The organism is Desulfovibrio sp. (assembly GCF_009712225.1).
Classification (GTDB): Bacteria; Desulfobacterota; Desulfovibrionia; order Desulfovibrionales; family Desulfovibrionaceae; genus Desulfovibrio.
Map to the genome: position 1 here is coordinate 1 of NZ_WASP01000009.1, position 20,642 is coordinate 20,642.

Sequence of the window (20,642 nt, forward strand, 5' to 3'; positions counted from 1 at the left end):
TCAAGACGATGAAATACTGCCCGACCTTCCCGAAAAGGTTCGGCTCGATCCAGGACGCCAGGGCGTTCTGCGTCCAGTTCTTCCAATGGTACAACCACGACCATCATCACACCGGCATCGGCCTGATGACGCCTTGGCAGGTTCATTCCGGACAAGCCCCGACCATCCGCGAAACCCGCCTGAAAACATTGGCCGACGTGTATGCAAAAAATCCACAGCGCTTCGTCAGAAAGCCGCCTCAGCCACCGGAATTGCCGGATGCCGCCTGGATCAATCCGCCGGAAAAGAAGGCCGCCGCGTGAACGCCGATGAGCTTAAACTCACGCCGGCGCCTGTCGCAAAATCATTGACACGTTCCGAAGCGATTGCGTTATTCAGCGGACGAGGCTACCGCCTGTTGGCTCGCTGAAAGAGCACTGAGCGCCGCAGATTTTGCATCTCCCAGAGTGGTGAAATCTCCAACGATGCCGGGTTTGCCGGAGGCCTCGTTCAACCGGACTTTCCAACGAATACCTTTCTGCAATGCCCGACGGTCAATTTGTCCAACCTTCGTGCCACCCTGGAGAATGCCGCCACCGCTCGTGAAGGCGACGCAGTCCCGCTCGAGCGACGGAGCGCACTGCTCCCGCTGGTCGCGGGCGGCGCACAGGCTGGCCGCCAAATCTCGAACCTGCCTAATGTCGCCAGCGCGGTTTGGCACCCACACTCGGATCTGTTTCTCATTCCGGGCGAGGTGACCTGCTTCTGCCTCGCGCACTCTCTGTGCTTTCGTCTTCGCCATGGTCTGTACCGCTTCGATCTTCCTTTGGACGAGGCGACCCGCTTTAGGCCTTAGATCACAGTAATGGGTCGGCCGGACCTGCCAACCGCCAGGCACAGTTTTCCAGCCCCAGCCGTCCACTTCGGCCACCACCCATCCGCGTTTCGGTTCGAGCACGAGAGCTTTGCCCTTCTGAGGGGCCGGGCCGGTCTTTGGCCAAGCGATGATAGGTTTCACATCCATGGTCGCCCCTTGTCAGTCCTCGACCGGATCGGACGAAACGTCCTGATCGCGAATCTTCTTCCATGCTGCCTTGCTACGGCGGCGGTGCAACTTTCGCTCCGCCAAACGGCGGCGGATCGCGTCTTCGTCGGTGGTTTCGAGTGCCGCCATGATCTCGTTGTGGGTGCAGTTGCGCACCGACAGCAGCATGTTCTTTCCGGCGGCCGCGACCGCGGCGGGATACATTGTCTCGATGTGGGCCGCCACAGCCTTGCCGATGTCCATGGCGATCTCTTTGACCAGATCCGGCGAGAACGGCGAGGGTTCGCTGCCAGGAATCGCAGGGACCTGGGCGGGGGTCGCAATATCGTTTTTTGCGCTCAAAAGGGCCTCCTCAGATTGACGGTGCAGCGGAGGGTTCCTTCGCGGGAGCCCGGTCACGCGCCCAGGCAGCGAAGTCTGCCAGACTCATCGAAGCGTGCGAGACATAACAGGCGGGCGGGTTTTCGCCGACTTCCACCCGGAACAGCACGCGGTTGTCGTCGATATCGAACGGGGTGCGATGGCTGCCGAGCCCGCGTTCCCAGTCGATCTCCCCGACAAAAGTGACGCCGACCTCGATGTCTCTGGCCTTCATCATTTTCTCCTTTACCGACCCGCCGTAGCGACGTGGAATAAGGCTTCGAGGCCCAATCCCGTGAAGACGACATAGAGGTTGTCCTGCGCCGCGCCGTCACTGCCGTGCCCTTCGGCCTCACGAAGAAAACCCGCGTCCTTGAGGTTGCGCGCCACCCGAATCTCAGCGGTTGTCGCGCTCCCGTCGAAATTGGCGTTGTCATCTTCGTGCCCCTCAAAGGATTTTGGCGTCGGTGACGCCCATAGCCTGGTCGGCTGCGATCAGTGCACGGCAGGCCGGGCAGTCAGCATCGCGCAACTTGTCGCCCTCGAGGTCGTCGGGGCATGCTCCGCGATAGATGTGCCTCACCCGGCCGGCGGCGACGTCGGCCAGCTGGCCGATCAGATCCGCAGCATCGTCGAAGTTATGGGCGCCCAAATCATCGATCAAAGTCACGGATACCTCCCGTTAGTGGCCGCGCCCTGTGGCGCGGTTAATCTTCTCGCCCCCTCATCGCTCTCTCCCGAAAAGCTGATGCCGGGCAAGTAGCCAAGCAACTTTCTCACGCCCTGTACAACGTAACGGTCGCGCAGCGCTATGCGATTCTGGCGCGTCTCGGGGGAAAGGCGATCGTCTTCCGCAGCCTCGAAAAACCAGTCAAGCGATTCGGCCTCAGCGATCGTCAAGAAGGTCAAAGGCTGATGATGCTCGTCGCGCAGTTCGACCAGAGCCGGAATAATCGCGTCAAGACGATCCTCACGTTCACAGAGATCTTCATGCGACAGGGGGGCTTGGTCGACGATCAGTTGGTTGATCAGGGCAATGACCTGGTCGGCGGTTAGACCGTCGAGAGGATTGAAGGTATTGGACGTGGGCAATGAGGCCTCCCTACAGGTCGAAACGCTTGACGGTCATTTCCTCGCCGTCGAGCAGGGCACGGGACAAATCCCAAAAGCGGGTCAGAAAGCGGCTCGAATTGCCCTGCGGAAATTCCTCTTCCTCACCGTTCGGCTTGACGATCACGAACACGCTCACATCCGGGTCAGCCAGATCATCCTCGTTCACGGGCAAGGCTCCGTCGTGATCATTTGTCAGCGGTCAGGACGAATGGGCTGGCCTGCAATTTGGCCGCCCAAGTGTCATCGCCGCTCGCCTCAGCCTGGATGGCGGCGTCGAGCATGTCTTCGGTTTCCTCGATCGGCACCACGACCAAGTCGGCAGCATCAAACTCCAGCATGATGCGACGCCCGATGTCTTGGAGCGATACCGCCTGGTTGACCATCTGGGTGATGACGGCGGCGAGATCGGCTCGCGTCTGAATTGTCCTCAACAGGACCTCCCGTTTGTCAGTCTTTGTTGGGAGGCAGCGGCGCGGGCTGTTCCCCATGATTGGGCACCCAGTTGCAGAACGCGCCGGTTTCGGGGTGACACGTCGCCGGACAGTAGTCGGCGTTCCAACGGCGGCAGTCTTCGCATCTCTTCTGCACGGACAAAGTTCCCCTTTAAGTTCATGCGGTCAACGGCTGGTGAGGCGTTCCACCGAAGGCTAGCCGATCATATACTTCCCGCAGCAGCGTCTCGTCTCGAAGCTCCGTTTCCAGGCAGTAAAACGGGCGATTGAGAAACCAGGCTTGGTCTGCCGCACTGACCTCGGAAAACGCCAGCCCGCGGACCGCGAATTTGCCATCGACGAAGCCCACGATCGCCGTGATGCGCTGCTGGCCATCCAACAGCCAACGGTCGTAAACATAACCTTCTTCAAGATCCTTGTTGACTACGTACGGCGGTACCGGCAACTCATCGAGGATGCTCTCAATCAACCTGACCTTTTGTTCCAAAGACCAGACTGGTGGGCGCTGAAATGGCGGCAGGATAAACGAACCCAACGCTCGTTCGCCCGGCAGCACCGCTCGATGCAGACGCCGTCCGCCGGCGAGCACCATTTCGACGCTGTAGGCCCGATCCTGCGCCCGGAACCATGATCCTCGCCAAGACCGCACCATTTTCACTCCATCACAGGTAGCCAAGCGAAACGCTCAATACGGCCCCTCTCTGCATCTCAAATTGACCGAGTGGAGCGCTGATCTAGATAAGCGCGATCTGCTACGGTCAGCGTCTGAAACCAGGCCAAAAAGGCAGCATGTTCCGCCGTCAACTCTCGCGCGAAATCCTCCGCCGACTCGAGATCGTCGAACTGGCCGCCAGCGTCTTGCACGGTGAAGGTGGACCCGTCGAGATTCCTGCCTTTGAAGGTCATCGTATAACAACCCGGATCGCCGCCGACCTCGAAATAACCTTCGCAGGTAAAGCGCGCGGTATGGCGCAGCCTCACCTTTCCGCCACTCAACTGCTCGATCAGTTCAGAACGATACATTCCAATGGACCCCTTATTCCTGGCCGACAGCGGACACGCTGCGCTAAAACCGCGCGGCAACTGCGCGCCCAGAACTGCGCTTGCCCGGTCACGGATGTCATCCAGACGGGCATGCGGCGCCAAATTAGCCACCGCACGCATCACAGCAATATCGACTGTTTCGGGAGCGATGGCGCGGATGTCAGTGTTGGTCAAGGTTGTCTCCACAACTGAGATGGACTCAGTATATCGCTACGCCGTAGCGGCGCAATTAGAAACGCTACGGCGTAGCGATAAGGCTGACAGACCTTACAAATTCCGCCAAGCCAAAAATCAACTGGCGGATGGCCGAAAACCACCGGCTATATCGCTCAAAAGCGTCTCAAATTGAGACCGTTGGCCTTGCGCGATCAGGGTCCGCTATGCGGCCGTCGCAAGGTCCGCAGCGGCCGCTTGGGCGCCGTCGCCTCTCCTGGCGCAGAAAATCGACAAAAGACAGATCTGGATGCTGTTGGATCGCCCGGAGCAAGGTCTCGTCATCGACGTGCTGCAGCGCAGGGGACAGGCCAACCCGATGGTCGTGATAGGCCAAAACCATACGCACATCCATTGGTGCCGACTCACTGGCATAGGAGCGCCAGCTGAAGCCGCGCCCCAACCCCTTGACTGATTCCAGCCCGCGTTCCACCGCGCCATCTTCGACGGCGATCGCCAAGCCAAAGTTGTCGGGTTCTGTGCGTGCCAGCTCGTCGATCTCCGCTTTCTGCATCGAAGGACAGAAGACGCAGCTGCTCTTAGGCGGCACAGGCAGACCTGCCGCGGCGATGATATCCGAACACGCCTCGCGGTTTATTTCCCATTCGATCAGCGGATACCAGTTGACGCAGCCAGGGCTGTCCTTGCCGTGACTTTTCCCGGCACGACAACGATCGCGCGGATCGGCGTCATACCCGATCGCCTTTACGACATGTGGAACAGACGCCCAACACGTGGACTTGTTGCTCCACCCAAAATGCCGGCGAATGAAAGCGTCCTGCGGATCGATTTTCCAGACAATGGAGCACTGGTGTTTGTTGAAGGCCAGCGCCGGCAGCACTCGACACCGTAACAGGGCGTCACCGATCGATTGATCTCCGCTGCGGGGACGGGGATTCTTGACCACTGTCACGGCCGGGAAGCCCACCTTGCTCAGTCAGGCGTTGATGATGTCGAGATACGCGTAGGTGGAGTGCTTCTCACTACCGACGTCGGCAAACAAGATTAGATCCGGACGAATGCCCCGATTGTGCATTTCGACCAACAAGGCCGTTGAGTCAACACCCATACCGTAACTGACGACCAGAGGCGGTTTGGTATTGATACCCATAAATAATGGGAGTTGTGCGGCCATAAGTACTGCCTGTAACCCGTTAACAAAAACAGGCTATCAGGGCGTCAAAGCCTCACGATTTGGTCCAAGATGGACTTTCGACAGTCGCGAAATGTGGTGAACATCTTGAGCGCCACAACACCTCTGCCTCAAATGGCTGCGACGCTTCTCACGCAACCAACTTGGCCACCGCACCATCTGGCGAAGATTCGTCATCCATATCGAGGAACGCATCTCCCACCGACTCGTTCACAGAGATCTCCGGCCGGTTGCTCCGAATCTGCTGCATCTCGGCCCAGATTGCGGCCTCCGACTGCCTATCCAGCGGCTGGTAGAACGGCAGCACTGCCGCCAAAGCTGGATTTGTCTGCGCCGCAAAATGGCGCTGGACGCTGTCGACCGGCATCCGGCCCAACGTCGAGGACAGCAGCGCAAGCAGGTCGCGCCGATCCGTAGGAGACAGTTTCGTCATTGCCGCGCGATACGCTTCCTGCTCTGATCTCCCGCCGTATTGCTGGTACCAGGCCCTGTTGAACAGCATAGAGTGTGGCATGGTGAGAAAGTCTTCGAACTCACTGGCTGAATTGCCGAAGACACCTCGGAAAAAATCAGGTGAACCGGAAACAATCCCATGCGTCGCCTGGAGCATGATCTGCAGGGACCTCAACTGGTAGCGTGTCCAGTTCGGACCGACATGGCTGCGATCGGGCAAGTCAACAGGCTGGTAGCGCATCGGGAACGAAAAGATCCGGGTTCCCAGTTCTTCGTTTAGCTCGATGTTGAGCAGCATGCGACCGAACAGGTCGGCCGGATCGTCGTTGAAATTGAACAGCAGATAGTTGGACAGGTCTGTGATGCCGTTGTCAGCCGCCTGGCGCACTGCAGTCTCATAAGGCTCGCGGAACGCGGAATTGTCGAAGGCAATCCGCAATGGGCTGACGCACAGGCGCGCCAATTGCTTCATCAACTGCGGATTCTTGGCCAATTCCCTGGCATCCACGCCCTGGTTGAAGTCGACGGTCCTCTGCACTGTGACGCCGCGGCGGGTTAGAGTGGCTCCCCGGTGAAAGCCGAGACCGACGATCTCGTCGACAATCTCCTTTAGCCTCGGCGATGCAGTGATGTTGTTGTCCATCATGATGAGCGCGGGTTTTTCACCATACAGACGCGCTATCTCCCGGACCGTCGACGTGATCGATGCCCCCTCGCGCAAGCCACCCTCAATCTTCGGCACGCCGCAGAAGTTGCAGCTGCGGATACAGCCGCGCGAAGCATAAAGAAAATAGGCGTCAGTGACCGGGTAGCGGTAATCCACCTGGTCCAGGATGCTGTAATCAGGCACCAGCATCTCGATCGGCGTCCCTTTGGTATCGTCGGCGTACAGTTCCTCTTCGAACTCATCGAGTTCCAGCGAAACCGCCGGCGGCTTATCCAACAGACCGGCGATGAACCTAACGCCCGGCCAGCGCATATCGGAGGAGAAACGCTCGTGCATAAGGGACGCTGCAATTCCACCGACGAAGATCCTGTTCGCGTGGCCCCGTGCGACTTTGAGGGCGAAGTCGATCGTGCGCGCAGTGCGCGCAAATTCGAAGGAGAACAAGCTTGAGACGTAAATTCGATCCCAGGCCTGCCCCATCACCGACTTATTCTCACCTTTGATGAAGCGCACATAATCACCTTTGCCATGGGGGCCATGATATTGCGCGATCTTCATCAATCCGAGCGGCGGATACTTGTTTTTGTAATCAGGCTCTATCAACAGGATGTGGGCCATTGCTGCACCGCCACTTGGTAAATACCGATGCGACAACCTAGCAACGGACAACGGCAACACAATTTTGGCCGCGCCTATTCGCCGCCCGTTCCTTGGGAAAAGGGAACAGGCGACGTTGCTGCGTCAAAGAACAGCGACTGACACGGGGACATCCCCACGATGAGAGATTTCCGCCGCGCTGCGAACGTGGGGGTGCCCGTCATTCAACAGAGCGGTACGCCCGGCTTGGGTAAGACGTGCCCAAAGCTCGCTGGCGACGAAGAAGCGAACGTGCCGATGAAGAGCTATGACGTCGGCGACGTCGATATTCGTCAGTGCCGCCAGCCGAGCCTCGTGGGCGGCGTTGTCAGCGTAGAGTTGTTCCACCTCGGCCTGGGACAGTGTCTTTCCCATAAGGTCCTCCATATTTCGACAAGAGGACCCTATCGAAGGAAATCGGGCTCACAATTTGAGCCGACCGGTATGGCCGGTGCACCATGCCGATCGCCTTCACCTAGTGTGACGGAAATAGCAGAGAGCTTCCGCGATATCGATACGGCGAATGACTGGAGAATTTGCGAGAGCGGCAATCGAATTTGCCACCGGTGGAATGGCAGCAGCAGTATCTGCCGTCAGAGGAATGCGTCGTTTGGCCTCCTCAAACAATGCCTGAGCATCAGGATGAATCTGGCGCATCGGTGGCCGGCGTGCCTGCGCGTCGTGGACCCGGGCCACAATTTCGCTCGCCGGCTCGGCAGGGGGTGGCAAGGCGACATCACAGTCAGGGACGGCGACCACCCAACTCATCTGGTTCAGATCGGCGTGAGCGACGATGGCCGGCGCAGGGACATCGGGGAAGGCGTTCGAAAAAGCGGCAACCAATGCTTCGACCACCACAGCGCTATGGGTCGCTGGTGAATAAGCGGGTGCGTCGGTGCCGATTACCAGCTGGCAACGATGACCGCCCGTCGCAGCAATTTCCAGGCATCGCTTTGCGCTGCATGCACCAGGCACCTGGTCGAACCGGATTTGACCGGAGGTCATCGCCTCCCTTAGCGAAACCAACCGGCTGGCAACAGCTGTCGCCGCGTCTATGCGCGGATTGTAACGGGGTCTGCGTCGGGTGCGAGCCATCAGGTCCTCCATCGAACTGAGGTTTCAATCTATGGAGGACAGGCTGTAAGACAATTTCAGGCCGTCGGAGTCGAATCCGACCAACGTCGGTGTATATAGGATCGCTTGAGGCACCCTGGCCGAGAAAACGGGTGTCTCCCGCCAACCGGTAGCGTTGGCGAGCAGCTATGGATGCACGTTGTCGATGCTCAGCTCTCCAGGGCTGGTATCGTAATCCGGAGCCCGCGGCAAACGAGTGCTCGACTCCAGGTCAGTTGCCGGGCACTGCGCAAGACCGGAATGTCTCATGCCATGGCGCCGGATCAATGCCGGCGTCTTCCAATCGTTTGCAGAGCATTGCGCGATATCTGGCGGCGTCTTCCACCTCTTCGGCGCAGAGAGCGCGCCGATAGCTGGACCACCGCATTCCAAGCAAGAATATTTGTTCTGCCGACAAGCTTGCTGCCTTGGCTGCGCCAATCAGGGCTGTCTCGACCTGATCCAATTTGACCATCCAATCAGGCCTGTTGATGGCTGTCATAGACATTCTCCCGTCCCGCCGTTGAAGGTATCGGCGGGAAATTGCTGTCCGCCGTTGCGATCGAGGGTCTCAAGACGCTTTTCCAAGGTGTGAAGCGCCGCAATTTGTTTTTGGCGCTCGGCCAAATCCTCGGCAATGAAAAGTCTAAAATCCGGCGGATTCGGCACGCGTTGCTCCGAAAATCGCTCCCAAACAAGGAATTCCGCTTTCCTGTACAGATCGGCGGGCCAAGCCGACATGACCGCCGCGTCGAGTTCAAGCGCCTTAGCCGATGGCGCCGGCAGCCCCCGCCGCTCGGCGATCAGCCGGAGAAAGTCCTTGATCTCTTCCTGATCTGTGCGCGCGGCCATATCGATCTTCGCCGCCTGATGGACCGTCGCCACCTGTTCGCGCAAACCCGTCTCCACGGGCAGGACCATGCCGGCATTTGCGTAAGCTCGCTCGGCAAGACCCAAAATCTTGCCGACCATATCCTGGTCGAGGTGAGCCAACGCGCCTTTCTTCTTGTCGGCGACAACGAGTTCACTCGAACCCGGTTCCGATTCGATATTCGACGCGTCACGGTCCGTTACCATCAATTCCCAATTCCCCATTGGCTCCGATTAAGACGTCTTCTGTTTCAAGTGATCAGCCTGCTCGAAGCATTCACGCGCTTCCTTCATCGCCTCGTAGCAGACCGGACCAGGCTCAACACTTCGGGCGAAACGGAAACGCTCTGCGCCCCGGGCGTTCAAGTCTTGGATCTGCTGGGCGATCTCGGTCAGAGAGGCCCCTGCCAACTGGTGGTCATGTGGCTCATAATGGCTTCTTTCCGGCTCCGTGGGCGGGGGTACGACCGCCGGACGCGGGAGACCACCCCCAGAGCCTCTTCCCACCGCAGATTCGCGAAAGGCTTGTTCGGCTGCCACCTCATCGACAACCTCCTCGAGAGTACGCGGCCCGGTAATAACGCCTGCCAAGCGAGAGGCCTTTGTGTAGAAATCCGGCGCCGAGCCCTTATCGACCTCGTCATCCCACGCGTAAAGGGCCACCGGCTCTTCGTCCGCCGCTACGCCGGTATCGACAGCAAAGGGATCATAATGATCACGGTCGTAAGCGTCCCACGCGGCCTCCGCTTGCGGGCGCGTCCCGAAAAGCTCGGGCCACGCTTGGTCGCAGAACCCGTTGTAGATGAAATAACGGCGGTCACCGTCCGGAAAAATCACCAGGCCAATGTGCTTCGCCATATGCCACTCCATTGACCGCCAAGCAGCCACACTTCTAATTCACCACGTCATCAAGAGTAACAGACGAATTTTCCTCGACCAGTACGAGTTGCCAGAAGAGAGCCAGGCTGCCTGGATGGTTGGTTGGATACCACTGGATACAGTTTTCCCAGCCTTCGGCCCCGTCGACGTGCTCATCCAGCTTGACCGAGATGATGGCCTCATCAGCTTGCACCACAGTGCCTCCGGCACCAGCGGGGACTTGAAAATCCGGCCACCAGTCGGCATCGGCACGCAGCTTCACCCGGGCACCAACCGGCGGAAACTGACTCGGTATCTTTGTGACCGCATGGCCGACAGAGCGTTTCGGGTCGCTCCAGGTGTCGCCGAGTTCCAGGGCCATAATTGCATCACGAGACGCATCGTCATACCCGTTGGCGGCGCTGAAATGATCGCCATCGACGAATTCCGCGATCGGATACGCAAGACCAGGGAAAGCTTCTGGCGAGCGGTAGGCGATGAACATCGAGTACTCCTCAGTCATTTTCGTCATTTGGCAACCAGCCTGCTTAACTGCCATCTTTTCACCAGCAGAGGTAATAACGGGTGTCCCCCGCCAACCGGAGTTCACCTGTCCGATCTTATCGGTCCCTTGGAGGGGGGATGACCACTGGTTCCCGGGGACCACCCATGCTGCGTTCAGGTCAGCCGATAGAGATGCCCCGGCGTGTCCGGGATATCCGACCCGTCGGACGCAACCAGTGTCGGACGGATCCACTTGAGCTTGATCAGCGCCCGGCCTTGGCCATAGGGCTGTCGGCGCCAATGTCCGCGGCGCCAATGCGCTTCGACAGGACGGCCCTCGCCTCCGGCGCCTGGCTCATTGCCGTGTTGGCCGGGCGCGGACTTCCGTACGACGACCGGGATAAACCCGCGCTCAAGCAATCCCGCCTTGGCGCGATCACGCAGATTGACCTTCGGAGACTTCCACTGAGCCTTCAGGTCCGGCGGGGCATCGTCGGGCAATTCCCTCTCCTCGCCGTCCTCCTCGGTGGCGTTCAGATAGCATAGCGCGTTGACAACCAGAGCCAGCGCCCGGCGGAACGTCGGCAGCGCTTCACGGGTCCAGGCGGTCTCGTCAGCATCGGTCAGGTGCCGTACATCCCGCACCAGAACCGGCCCGGACTGGGTCTCGACCACAGCGTCGTCATCCGGTGCCAGGGCGGTCTGTTGGATCTTGATTTCGCCGCTCACCACAGCTTTACGGACGGCATCCTCGATCGTGGCCTCGGGATCGGAGATATCCAGCGGGGCATAGAAGTAGAGGTCACGGGAAAGAGGCCAACGATTGGGCTTGTCGGGATTGCGCACATCGAGGCGGCGGCTGGTCACCACAACTTGGAAGCTGCCGCCATGCTGCGGATGGGTGGTGATGTAAGCTCCGTCGATCTTGTTCGGCGGCCCAGGCAGACAGCCGTCAAACGCGTCGCCGAACGAGATATGAAAGCTGTCGAAAGGCAGGCGGATGTCGCAGCATCGCACGCCGGTGAGGTCGGTGCGATCGAGCAGCTCGACGATGTGCGGCTCCAGGAAGAAGATGTTCCGACCGTGCTCCACAAAGGCACCGACATGCATGGCCAGGGACATTTCCTGGGTGATCATGGCAGTCGGTCGTTCCGGCCGCTTCTCAAACGGCAAGGACATGATGCCGTCGTTGTAGGCGGGCATCATTAGCCCTGTAATTGCCTGCAACGCCTCCATAGTAGGTATGCCGCGTCCGACCATCCTGCGATAAAGCTGCATGGCCTTCCGAGCAAAAGGACGGTTGCGCATGTATCGCATCGGGTGGATATGGCTGCTGACGATATTTGCCATTGTGGCCCCTTACCTTAGATTACCGCGGTCGTCGACACTGCAAATCCTTCCCCGGACCCCTGGATGGTTTAGATTCTCGACCCAACGTCGGGGAGAAGGCCAAATGGCGTCTGAGGTACGCTTTTCTCTCCAAAACCGATCAATCCTGTCATGACTGCGTTCTCTGCACCACGCCACCCATAAAAGCGGCAAATCGACCAGCCGAAGCGTTTGCTGCGCCCTGTGAGCCGTGGTGTCGTTCGGCGGTGTGACGGCGCAGCTGATCGTCGCGCCGGTCCTGTTCAGTCGAAGGCCGTCGCGCGGCCGTCAATAGCGTTTCTGCCGCCGTTTCTAGCGACGGGAAGTCATTCGCACAGATCATGCGTGGTCCACGGGAAGAATATCCATGCCAACCAACACCACCACCTTCCGTAGCGCCTGGAGACCAACGTGGCACGCGGTTCAACGTGAAGTGAAGGTCGATGATCGGCTGACTATCGGCAACAGCCAGGTAGGACCTTGTCTCGTAATCGCCAAAATCCCGCAAATCGGTGCACCAGAGTACCTCGCCGGCGACTTCGAGCCGAAGGCTGCGCAGCGATGCCCATCGCGCGAGTTCTTCCGCCGACCCTTTCCTCGACGTTCTGGCATACCCGCACTTCACGCGAGAATGGGGTAAAGACGCGCGGATCCAAGATGGTTGGACCATCCAGCACACAACGCTGTCCATCCGCAACCCACGCCAGACTTCCCCGATCACCTCACCATCGGGCAGAGACACGGCCCAGCGCCCAGTTTCGAGGAATTGGCGGTAATATCGCCCAGGTTCCAGCGGAGGCAGCGCCGTGATGGTGGGGGTAAATACGGTCATGGGCTTTTCCTTTGATCCAACGCCTTCATTTTCCCATGCATTGCGGATCCCGCAAAATCTCGCCCTGACCGCCCCGAACTTTAAGCCGATCCTTCGGCAGGAGGGGTGAAGACCTGGAGCCCCTGATCCGTTACTGACAAGACGCCGCAATCCCCCGTCCCGTCGCTGTGCACATAGATCCTCCACCCGTCCGGTCTGGCCTCGACATAAAGCCGGCGCGTCTGGGAGGCGTCTTCCACCTTTTCGCCGCGCATTCCAAGATCGATCACGATCGCGTCAGGGACAATCCCAACCGCCGCCTCTCGCGCCCGAACGGTGCGAGCCGAAACGGCTTGCTCCGGCGTCTCGTCCATTTCAAAAAGCGCCACGATGGCGCTGTTTGGCCCGGATCCAGTTCCAACCAAGCTGATCATGCAGAAAATTCTCCCAAACCTCAGGATGGGCCGAACCATTCGCCAGCCCATCCACTGTTCACAGGTCACCAATCAAGCGGCTTCAGCTTCCGCCTCGATGACGATCGGCACCTCAAAATGAGCCGCCGCCGCCATCATCAGGAGTTCATCATGCAGTGTGCCGGCGGCCAGGTGTTCACTGATCTCGTCCACCGAGAGCTGCGGGATGTAGTCATCCTTGGACCCGGCCCACTCACGCGGCCGCGCCATTCCCGGCTGAAAGAGAACCACGGTTTCTTGCCAGGAAGGGTGGCCGTCATCACCGCGCTTGAACGCCAGGCCGTTGGCCACACAGAAGTGCTCCAACTCCTCGAACTTGCCACCGGGCGCATCGAACGCCATCAGCGTCAGCGGGGCATTCAGCGCCGCTGCCCCGCGCACTGCGACTTCCGCTTCCGGCGCCGAAGCGAACGGGTTACCCCATTCCATCCCAAGACGGGCCACAAAGAATTCGTCGGCCAAGCTTTCGACCAGACGTTCCGCCAAAACGCCGCCGATTTGAATACAGGCATGTGCGCAATCAGGCATGGTGCTCTCCTCTTTTCAAAACGATCTTAGGCGCCGAATTCAAGGCCACCAGAACCACGTCACGCGGCCAGAGCCTGGGCGACGCTGCCACCAAACGCGTAGGACAGCGCGCCGGGCACGGCATTTCCGAGCTGCTTGAGGCTATCACCCCAGCTGCAGGGAAATTCGTAGGCGTCATCCATGTCCTGGAGACGGGCAGCTTCGCGCTTGGTGTAATGGCGGTAGGTGCCGTTACCAAAGTCGATCATGTTCTCGCCGCCCGACACGCCGTGGTCTCCGGCGCGCAAAGCCTTCGAGCAGCTGTCCAGCCGCGATCCGGTGTGGCCTTTATAGGCCCGGGCCTCACGAGGCGGGATGGTATGGCCAGTGGCGACGGGCAAGGGTCCCGCGCATGACCGCAATCATCTGCAAGTCTTCTCCCCGCGCCGGCCGCGCTTCGCATGCGGTTGAGAAAAGTGCTCCCGATTTAGGTTCGCGCTTACGGTCGATCAGCCACCTGCCACCACCGCCGTCGTTGAACTTGAGGCGCGTGCCGTCGGCGCAGACGAAGCCCTCCTCGGCGGATCCTCCAGTCACTTCGGTTTGGTCGACGGGCTCGCCGCCCAGTAAGGTCAGGGCCACTCTTGAACCGACCACGATCGACGCCCGCACCCGGATTTTGCTCTCCGCGTCATGCTCCGCCTGGGCCTGCCTGTAGACCTCCCAGTAGGAATTGGAATATGCCTGCTGGAGCGGTTGGCCGTTGTTCCAGGCGACGACGACGGGATCGTCGAGCACCGCGAGCGCCTTTGCAAATCCATCGCCCGGAACCGCTGTCATAGTGCCTTCGATTTCGGTGACGCTGCAGTTCCAACGCGCGATCAGCGCGGCACATGCGGCCGTCACCTTGGCCGCCGCTTCGGCCGCTGACGGATCGCTCACAGCCTGGCCCGGAACACCATGCGCGGCCAAGGCGTCTTTAAGCTGCCGCCGAACATCGGGATGCAGCGCGAGGCTGTCCCGCAGGCACGCGTCATGGTGTTGGCGGAACTGGTGCAACATTGGCAGTAGATCAGTCAGCACGTGCTCCGGGGAGCTTTCGTAACGAGCGAGCATCTCGAGGGCGGTGGTCATGCAATCCTCCGAGGGTCGGCTTCCAGCCTAGACAAGACCATGCAGAAAACCTTGCTGCATCGGTCGAGAGGGCCGTTTCCTCTCCACCGCAGGCCCCTGCGCCGTGTGCTTCGCCATCACCCTCGCCCGATCCCGAAGCGACTGCATTTCGAACTGCGGACCATCTGCCTTGGCGACATTCCAGATGCTGCGTTCGTCATCGAAATGCCGAAAGGCAAAGAACAGCGCGGCGTCACGCATGCTGAGCAGAGGATGAAAGATCCACTCCAGCTTCCCGTTTACTGCCGTCGGCGGCTGCAAGGCGATCAGCTCGGCTAAGTCGTCTTGGGAATGTTTCATGCGTTCACCGGCCGGGCCGCACTGGATCTTTGCTGTCAGGGACAAACCAAGCAGGCCGGCATGCTCGAACGGAACCGCATTGGCGACGACGTCTCGGCACCGCCGAATGTAGGTCTCGGGCATTGTGCTGCTGCTTCCATTGAAGCGCATGCCGCCGCCTTCGCAACAAACGGCAAATCGGACAGCTTCCCGCATGACCTCCCAATCCGCGCCAACGGCGAGAGTGCTCCAGGAGCGACAGCGAACCTCGCGCCCAGTCTGCGGATGCCGCCCGAAAAGATTATTGTCGCCACCCAACTCAAAGAGAATGACGTAATCGTGATAGAACGCGTAGTAATCAAACTGCGCGCGCAGTTCATCTTTCGAAAAGCGCACGGCAACATTGTCATCGACGATGCGGTGGGACATGAACAGAAAACTCCATCAGCGGACTTAATGAGGCAATGCTATCGCCGAGTTGCGGTTCGACAATTTTAGGCAGAGTAACCGTCTGTCTTATCCACCTGCGACCCGCGTCCATTTTCAAACCTTTGCGCGAAGTCAGGCAACGAGCTTCCGATCATGTTCTCAAGTCGAGGGGGCGCCCTTGAGGAACTGGTCGATCCGGGATTGCGCCGGATCGACCCGAACACTGGCCTTACTCGGCGGCCGCCATCGCCAGCGGCGCCCGGCAGTTGGCCAGGGCCAGTAGCTTCGCCATCCGCTTCGGAACACTGTTCCCGATCAGCCTGGTCGCTTCCGTCTTGGTCAGCGGGCGTTCGATCCAGACGTGCTCGCCTTTTTCGTCGAAAACGAAATTGCCCTTTCGGTCACGCTTGCGAACCCGAATCAGGTCCGGCAACTTCAGTTCGTGCGCGGCAGCGGCTTCCCAGTGGGTCAGCATCCGCATCACGATATCGACGATCACATACTGTCCGACGATGACGACGTCGCCACCGTCCCAAACGCCGAAGTTGCGCAGAAACTCAGCAACTCGGCGGGCGCGCCGGTACTGGCTTTCGGTCAATCCATAGACTTCATGCGGCGCCAGGCCAAAGCGCGCCGGCTGCTGATCTGCGACATGCAGATGGAACTTTGCGGCGGCGACGCCAACATGGTCACCGCCATGGTTGCCACCCGTCGTCAACGCCCTGCTGGCGTCTTCCAGCGAGGTAGCCGTGCTGGTGCCACGTTGATGCACCAAGTAAGCTCCGGCCACGGTGTGGTGGGGAACCTGCGTCTGGGCACCGAGCGATTCCTGAATGTCCTGCCCAATGGATTCGCCTCGCTGCTCAACCATATAGGCCCCGACGACACCATGATGGTCATGGACGGTCAGCGTCGGGCCACCATCGGTGAGATCCTGGCCGACGCTTCGGCTGCGGAACTCGGTCATGTGAGCCGCCACCACCACATGCTTCGCCGCGCCGGCCACCTGGGTGCCGATGCTGTCTTGAATGTCCTGACACCGGGGCACCTGGCCCTGCCGCTCGCCGTATCCGGTCGGCACCAGGTAGCTGCCAATAACGCCGAATCGCGGTGCACCAGCCATGAGGGTATCGAGAGGCTCATTCACCGACTGCCCGCGCGAATTCTCGTTGAACTTCTCCAGATGGACGGCGATCAGGGCCTGATCATTACTGGCGGTGTTCGTCCGAAGCGATTCCTGGATGTCGTAGGCCCTGCTACCGCTGCGGCTGTCGTCGCCGTGAGCAACACCGATCAGATGTCCCGCCGCCAGTTGGCATTTGTCCGCTTGGTGGTTGGCCGCGCGGATATTGGCGACCTGCGGGGCGACCACTGCCATTTCTCCGCGCTTCGCGGTGGTGAGGGTCGAAATCGGTTCCTCGCCGCTGCGCGCCCGGTCGCCACCTTGATGCGTGAGGTGGACCAGAAACGGCTCCGCCGCATCGATCACATAGCGCCCCATGCCGACGGCGACGCGTTTCTGCGTGGCGCGCGCCAGATCCTTCGGCCGATCGAAAATCGAAGTCATGGGCAGGCTGAAGTCAATGAAGCTGCTGGCCGGAACATGGCGGAGATATTTACCGCTCTTCACTTCCGCGCTGTGACGATGGGCGTGCGTCTGAATCGGCCATTGCGGCAGGGCCATATTGGTATGGCCGACACCGAACAGGCGTTTGCGAATGGTTGGAACGCCATAATTGGCGCAGAGAAGGTCGCGGTCTTCGTAGGTGACGCCGAGACCACGCATGTGCTTCACCCAGGCGCGATAGATGCGGCCGACCTTCTTGGGGTCCCGCACGAGCTGCTGCTGCTGGACGGGCACGCGCTCGCCCGGCGCCGCCACGGAGCCGTCGAGTTTCAGAACGCGCCCGGTAACCTTGTCTCGCTTCGCGATCAATGGACCCCAGCCGCGAATCTCGCGCACGTTCTCCAGGAAGATGGTGCCGACGCCCTTTCCGCGCTTCTTGAGCACGCCGACCCACCGGCACATTTGCCACGGCATCGACCGCACGCGAGGCGAACGAGGGGCTCCGCCTTTTGCCACCGAGTGATCGCGACAGTCCGGGCTACCCCATAAAATGTTTACGTATCGGTTGCCGGTCGCTTCGAGCGGGCAGACCTCGTAAATGTCCGCACAAAGGTGGCGCGTATGCGGGTTCAGCGCCTTGTGGGCGGCGATTGCGATTTCGTCGTGATTGACCATTACCAGACATAGACCATGTCCAGTGTGTATGTTCCTTCGTTGTGCTGCCACGATGTTCGCCGCCGCGCGTCGGCTGCGTCGTACAGAATACAGCCGAATTCGCAGAGGCGAAGCGCTTTCGTGAAGCACTTTCTGACGGCGTGCTCTCATATCGTCACACGGACATAATCGCCGACACCAGGGCGGCGGCCGTGTTAACCGGCACGGCGTTGCCGATCTGCTTCGTGATCTCGCTTTGGTTTCCGACGAACTCGTACCGCGATTCGTCGTCGTCGAAGCCGGTGGCCCGGGCGAGCTCGGGATTGAGTAGCATCCGGAATCGGACATCGAGGACATGAAGCTTGCCGTCGATCATCACCAGGCGGCCTTCGTCGCTGAAGCGCTGCAGATGGGCGTAATCCTCGGGCGAGATCTGATGATATTCCGGTGCCACCAGGGCCCCGGCCCCGTGGCTGGTGACGGTCGGCAGCGGGTCATCGACATCATGGGTGCGCGGAATCTGACCTTCCCTTTCCCCGAACTGCGGAACAACGAAGGGCGATGTGGACGATTCGACGACGCCGAGACCGTTGCTCGTCGTGATGGTCCGGAGCGGTTCTTCGGTGCTGTAGACACACCCGGCATTGCTCTGATGCATGTCGCTGCGAAGAATGAAAGCTTCGGCCGCCGGCTCGACCACTGCCATTTGGCGACCGCCGGCAGTAACCGTGGGGAGTGGGTTGTCGACGCTCATCGAGCGACGCGTGGCCTGGTCCTTCTCGTTGCCTACCCCATGGCTCACCACCACGAGGTAGGGCTCGGCCGTCGGTTCGACCACCCCCATTTGGCTCCCGCCGGCGGTGATGGTCGGCAACGGATCGTTGGTCGACCGCGGCGCCGGCCCGGCCCCTTCGCGGCGATGACGAGGGCTAACAACGAAGCTCTCCACGCCGGGTTCCAGCAGGGCAAACCGTGCTTTCGCTGTTGCGGTCGGGAGGGGATCATCGACCCCAGAACAAGTCTGCCCACTGCCATTGCCGTAGTAGGGTGCGATCAGGGGCTCGGCCACGGCCAACTGCTGGACGGTGGTGATGGTCGGGGCCGGAGCGTCGATGTCGGCGGCGTCGGATCGACCCTTCATCTGGACGAGCACAGGCTCGGCCACCGCCATGTGGCGCATCGTCGTAATGGTCGGGACCGGCGCGTCGATGCTGGCCGGGCCGGACTGGCCTTTCAGTTGCAGCAATACTGGCTGCACGAGACCCACGCCGTTGTGGGTGGTGATCGTGCCCAGCGGATCTTCGATGTCCCGCGGTGCCTTCGGCTTATCGGCCCCCGTAACGGTCACCAAAATGGGTCGCGTGTCGCCCTGGATCAAACGGAGATAACCACCTGTCGCGATGGTCGGCACTGGCTCATCCACGCTTCGAGCGGCGGCACAACTCTGCTGTCCAAGAACGAGCGGCTCGGCCGCGCCGTCAACGAGGACGATTCCGCCGCCGGTGGTGGTGGTCATGCCGGGCAGCGGGCCGTCGATCGGCTTCCCGACGTTGTTTTCGCGATTGCCGAAGACGAACGGCTCGGCGCCAGGGGAGGCAACCGCCAAATGGTATCCGTTGGCCGTAACCGTCGGCAACGGCTCATCGATGCCGCAAGCCCCGCTCCGGATGTGACTGGCCTCGGTGCCGCGCAGCACCACGATAATCGGCTCGCCCGGCGCTGCCGAGCGCGGCTGATCCAATTCCGACATCTCGCGGGCCAGCTTCTCCAAGCGGGCGGAAGCATAGGTGATGGTGTTCCGGGCCTCCTTGCGCTTCTTTTCCGCCTTTTCCTGCTTCGCTGCGTCCACCGGCATTTCGGCGGTCAAGATGCCCGACGCTTCGGCAAGTTCGGTCTCCAGTTGGCGCTTCAGCAACGGCAGCAAGGCATGGAGATAAGCGACCGGCCAGCCGAATTTGCGGCATCCGGCGATGGTGCGGTCCAGCGTCTTCGCCGCCAACCCCTTCTTGCGACCCCACAGGCTCTTGCCGGGTATCGACCAGTCGATGATTTCCCGCGCCGAACGCCATTTCTTGGCACCATGGCCGAACAGGTCCGGTTCGCCGGTTTTCGAATAGGTCGCCACCGGCCAGGGGAGCGGTTTGCCGTCGTTGCGAGCTAACAGAAAGAATCGCGTACGTGTGGTCGCGTCACCGTAATCGGCGCAGGTAAGGATCCGCCACTCGCACTTGTAGCCCAAGGCTTCGAGGGTCTTCACCCACTGACGGAAATATTCCCCCTTGCGATTCTTGATCGGCCTGCCGGTCCTCATGTCGACCGGCCCCCATTCGACGAATTCGGGCACGTTCTCGATCATCAGGCGCTTCACCCGCAGTTCGGTGAGCCATGTCACGACATGCCAGGGGTCCATCCGCTGTTGGTCCGACGTCGGACGGCCGCCGCGGGCCCGACTGTGAAAGGTGCACGTGGGGCTGGCCATCAGCAGGTCGAGCCACCCCTCCGGCACTGCGGCGAGAGGCCGCAGAGAGGACACATCCTGGCAATAATGACGGGCGGTCGGATGATTGATCTTGTGGGTTTCCACGGCGAGCGGCCAGTGGTTCACGCAGACCAACTCCATGATGAATCCCAGCGCCTCAATCGCGCGCTTCGCCCCCTTTGAACTTCCGCCGGCCCCGCAAAACAGGTCGGCCACCTTCTTCGTCTTCCGCTGCCCTGGTTTCCGGCCGAGCAATGGCTGGTCGGCCGCCGCAGTCGGTTCTTCCGCTGTCGGCGGGGGCAGGACGGTAGTACCCAGCGCACTTTCCCGGTGCAGCATGGCTTTCAGGCTGAGGATCGGTGCGTTGGAGGTGTCGAGGGGCATGGGGTCGGCTCCTAAATGTCACGGCCATAACTTTACGTCACGTAAATATCCGGCGCAA

General features: G+C 60.4%; 29 protein-coding genes. 1 reads left to right on the top strand and 28 read right to left on the bottom strand.

The features are described 5' to 3' along the window. Positions 1-302, top strand: a 302-nt coding sequence (locus F8N36_RS12135; protein ID WP_291333082.1) for an integrase core domain-containing protein, incomplete at its 5' end; no start/stop codon positions are given. Positions 303-370: 68 nt separating this feature from the next. On the opposite strand, the gene F8N36_RS12140 is transcribed toward F8N36_RS12135, so the two are convergent. From F8N36_RS12140 to F8N36_RS12275, 28 genes are all read right to left on the bottom strand, one after another. Beyond that, entirely contained in the window at positions 371-1,003 is a 633-nt protein-coding gene (locus F8N36_RS12140; RefSeq protein ID WP_291333083.1) for a hypothetical protein, read from the bottom strand. Between the two features lie 12 nt (positions 1,004-1,015). Next, positions 1,016-1,366, bottom strand: a complete 351-nt coding sequence (locus F8N36_RS12145) for a hypothetical protein (protein WP_291333084.1) — start codon at positions 1,364-1,366, stop codon at positions 1,016-1,018. Positions 1,367-1,376: 10 nt separating this feature from the next. Further along, the gene (locus F8N36_RS12150; RefSeq protein ID WP_291333085.1) at positions 1,377-1,619 is read right to left on the bottom strand and encodes a hypothetical protein; all 243 of its coding nucleotides are present in this window, start codon (positions 1,617-1,619) and stop codon (positions 1,377-1,379) included. An 11-nt stretch (positions 1,620-1,630) separates the two neighbouring features. Then, positions 1,631-1,774: a hypothetical protein gene (locus F8N36_RS12155; protein ID WP_291333086.1), complete on the bottom strand. Its 144-nt coding sequence runs from the start codon at positions 1,772-1,774 to the stop codon at positions 1,631-1,633. A gap of 58 nt (positions 1,775-1,832) precedes the next feature. Next, a complete protein-coding gene (locus tag F8N36_RS12160) occupies positions 1,833-2,054 on the bottom strand; it encodes a hypothetical protein (protein WP_291333087.1) in 222 nt (73 codons plus the stop codon). Continuing rightward, positions 2,051-2,476, bottom strand: coding sequence for a hypothetical protein (locus F8N36_RS12165; protein WP_291333088.1), 426 nt, complete (start codon positions 2,474-2,476; stop codon positions 2,051-2,053). The genes F8N36_RS12160 and F8N36_RS12165 overlap by 4 nt, the downstream gene beginning before the upstream one ends. Before the next feature lie 10 nt (positions 2,477-2,486). Next, a complete protein-coding gene (locus F8N36_RS12170; RefSeq protein ID WP_291333089.1) occupies positions 2,487-2,663 on the bottom strand; it encodes a hypothetical protein in 177 nt (58 codons plus the stop codon). A gap of 19 nt (positions 2,664-2,682) precedes the next feature. After that, positions 2,683-2,928 (bottom strand): hypothetical protein, encoded by a 246-nt coding sequence (locus F8N36_RS12175; protein ID WP_291333090.1) that lies wholly within the window; start codon positions 2,926-2,928, stop codon positions 2,683-2,685. Between the two features lie 178 nt (positions 2,929-3,106). Then, the gene (locus F8N36_RS12180; protein ID WP_291333091.1) at positions 3,107-3,601 is read right to left on the bottom strand and encodes a DUF262 domain-containing protein; all 495 of its coding nucleotides are present in this window, start codon (positions 3,599-3,601) and stop codon (positions 3,107-3,109) included. Between the two features lie 56 nt (positions 3,602-3,657). Then, the gene (locus F8N36_RS12185; RefSeq protein WP_291333092.1) at positions 3,658-4,167 is read right to left on the bottom strand and encodes a hypothetical protein; all 510 of its coding nucleotides are present in this window, start codon (positions 4,165-4,167) and stop codon (positions 3,658-3,660) included. Between the two features lie 166 nt (positions 4,168-4,333). Then, the gene (locus tag F8N36_RS12190) at positions 4,334-5,119 is read right to left on the bottom strand and encodes a hypothetical protein (RefSeq protein ID WP_291333093.1); all 786 of its coding nucleotides are present in this window, start codon (positions 5,117-5,119) and stop codon (positions 4,334-4,336) included. 24 nt (positions 5,120-5,143) lie between these two features. Further along, on the bottom strand, positions 5,144-5,317 hold the full coding sequence (locus F8N36_RS12195) for a hypothetical protein (RefSeq protein ID WP_291333094.1): 174 nt from the start codon (positions 5,315-5,317) through the stop codon (positions 5,144-5,146). A gap of 172 nt (positions 5,318-5,489) precedes the next feature. Continuing rightward, a complete protein-coding gene (locus F8N36_RS12200) occupies positions 5,490-7,097 on the bottom strand; it encodes a hypothetical protein (protein ID WP_291333095.1) in 1,608 nt (535 codons plus the stop codon). A 123-nt stretch (positions 7,098-7,220) separates the two neighbouring features. Then, positions 7,221-7,490: a hypothetical protein gene (locus F8N36_RS12205; protein ID WP_291333096.1), complete on the bottom strand. Its 270-nt coding sequence runs from the start codon at positions 7,488-7,490 to the stop codon at positions 7,221-7,223. Between the two features lie 96 nt (positions 7,491-7,586). Next, positions 7,587-8,210 (bottom strand): hypothetical protein, encoded by a 624-nt coding sequence (locus F8N36_RS12210; protein ID WP_291333097.1) that lies wholly within the window; start codon positions 8,208-8,210, stop codon positions 7,587-7,589. 250 nt (positions 8,211-8,460) lie between these two features. After that, the gene (locus F8N36_RS12215) at positions 8,461-8,730 is read right to left on the bottom strand and encodes a hypothetical protein (protein ID WP_291333098.1); all 270 of its coding nucleotides are present in this window, start codon (positions 8,728-8,730) and stop codon (positions 8,461-8,463) included. Continuing rightward, the gene (locus F8N36_RS12220) at positions 8,727-9,323 is read right to left on the bottom strand and encodes a hypothetical protein (RefSeq protein WP_291333099.1); all 597 of its coding nucleotides are present in this window, start codon (positions 9,321-9,323) and stop codon (positions 8,727-8,729) included. The genes F8N36_RS12215 and F8N36_RS12220 overlap by 4 nt, the downstream gene beginning before the upstream one ends. Positions 9,324-9,332: 9 nt before the next feature. Beyond that, positions 9,333-9,956 (bottom strand): hypothetical protein, encoded by a 624-nt coding sequence (locus tag F8N36_RS12225; RefSeq protein ID WP_291333100.1) that lies wholly within the window; start codon positions 9,954-9,956, stop codon positions 9,333-9,335. Between the two features lie 34 nt (positions 9,957-9,990). Beyond that, the gene (locus F8N36_RS12230; protein ID WP_291333101.1) at positions 9,991-10,461 is read right to left on the bottom strand and encodes a hypothetical protein; all 471 of its coding nucleotides are present in this window, start codon (positions 10,459-10,461) and stop codon (positions 9,991-9,993) included. Between the two features lie 173 nt (positions 10,462-10,634). Then, on the bottom strand, positions 10,635-11,810 hold the full coding sequence (locus F8N36_RS12235) for a hypothetical protein (RefSeq protein WP_291333102.1): 1,176 nt from the start codon (positions 11,808-11,810) through the stop codon (positions 10,635-10,637). A gap of 148 nt (positions 11,811-11,958) precedes the next feature. Continuing rightward, positions 11,959-12,660, bottom strand: coding sequence for a hypothetical protein (locus F8N36_RS12240; RefSeq protein WP_291333103.1), 702 nt, complete (start codon positions 12,658-12,660; stop codon positions 11,959-11,961). Between the two features lie 80 nt (positions 12,661-12,740). Continuing rightward, positions 12,741-13,073 (bottom strand): hypothetical protein, encoded by a 333-nt coding sequence (locus tag F8N36_RS12245; protein WP_291333104.1) that lies wholly within the window; start codon positions 13,071-13,073, stop codon positions 12,741-12,743. Between the two features lie 72 nt (positions 13,074-13,145). Then, positions 13,146-13,640 carry a hypothetical protein gene (locus F8N36_RS12250; protein ID WP_291333105.1) on the bottom strand — a complete coding sequence of 165 codons (495 nt, stop codon included), beginning with the start codon at positions 13,638-13,640 and terminating at the stop codon, positions 13,146-13,148. 59 nt (positions 13,641-13,699) lie between these two features. Beyond that, positions 13,700-13,906: a DNA cytosine methyltransferase gene (locus F8N36_RS12255; RefSeq protein WP_291333106.1), complete on the bottom strand. Its 207-nt coding sequence runs from the start codon at positions 13,904-13,906 to the stop codon at positions 13,700-13,702. Between the two features lie 76 nt (positions 13,907-13,982). Continuing rightward, on the bottom strand, positions 13,983-14,753 hold the full coding sequence (locus F8N36_RS12260; RefSeq protein WP_291333107.1) for a hypothetical protein: 771 nt from the start codon (positions 14,751-14,753) through the stop codon (positions 13,983-13,985). 27 nt (positions 14,754-14,780) lie between these two features. Continuing rightward, on the bottom strand, positions 14,781-15,500 hold the full coding sequence (locus F8N36_RS12265; RefSeq protein WP_291333108.1) for a hypothetical protein: 720 nt from the start codon (positions 15,498-15,500) through the stop codon (positions 14,781-14,783). 229 nt (positions 15,501-15,729) lie between these two features. Then, complete coding sequence (locus F8N36_RS12270; protein WP_291333109.1) at positions 15,730-17,742, bottom strand: hypothetical protein; 2,013 nt, start codon at positions 17,740-17,742, stop codon at positions 15,730-15,732. Between the two features lie 154 nt (positions 17,743-17,896). Beyond that, complete coding sequence (locus F8N36_RS12275; RefSeq protein WP_291333110.1) at positions 17,897-20,584, bottom strand: DNA cytosine methyltransferase; 2,688 nt, start codon at positions 20,582-20,584, stop codon at positions 17,897-17,899. Between the last annotated feature and the right edge of the window lie 58 nt (positions 20,585-20,642).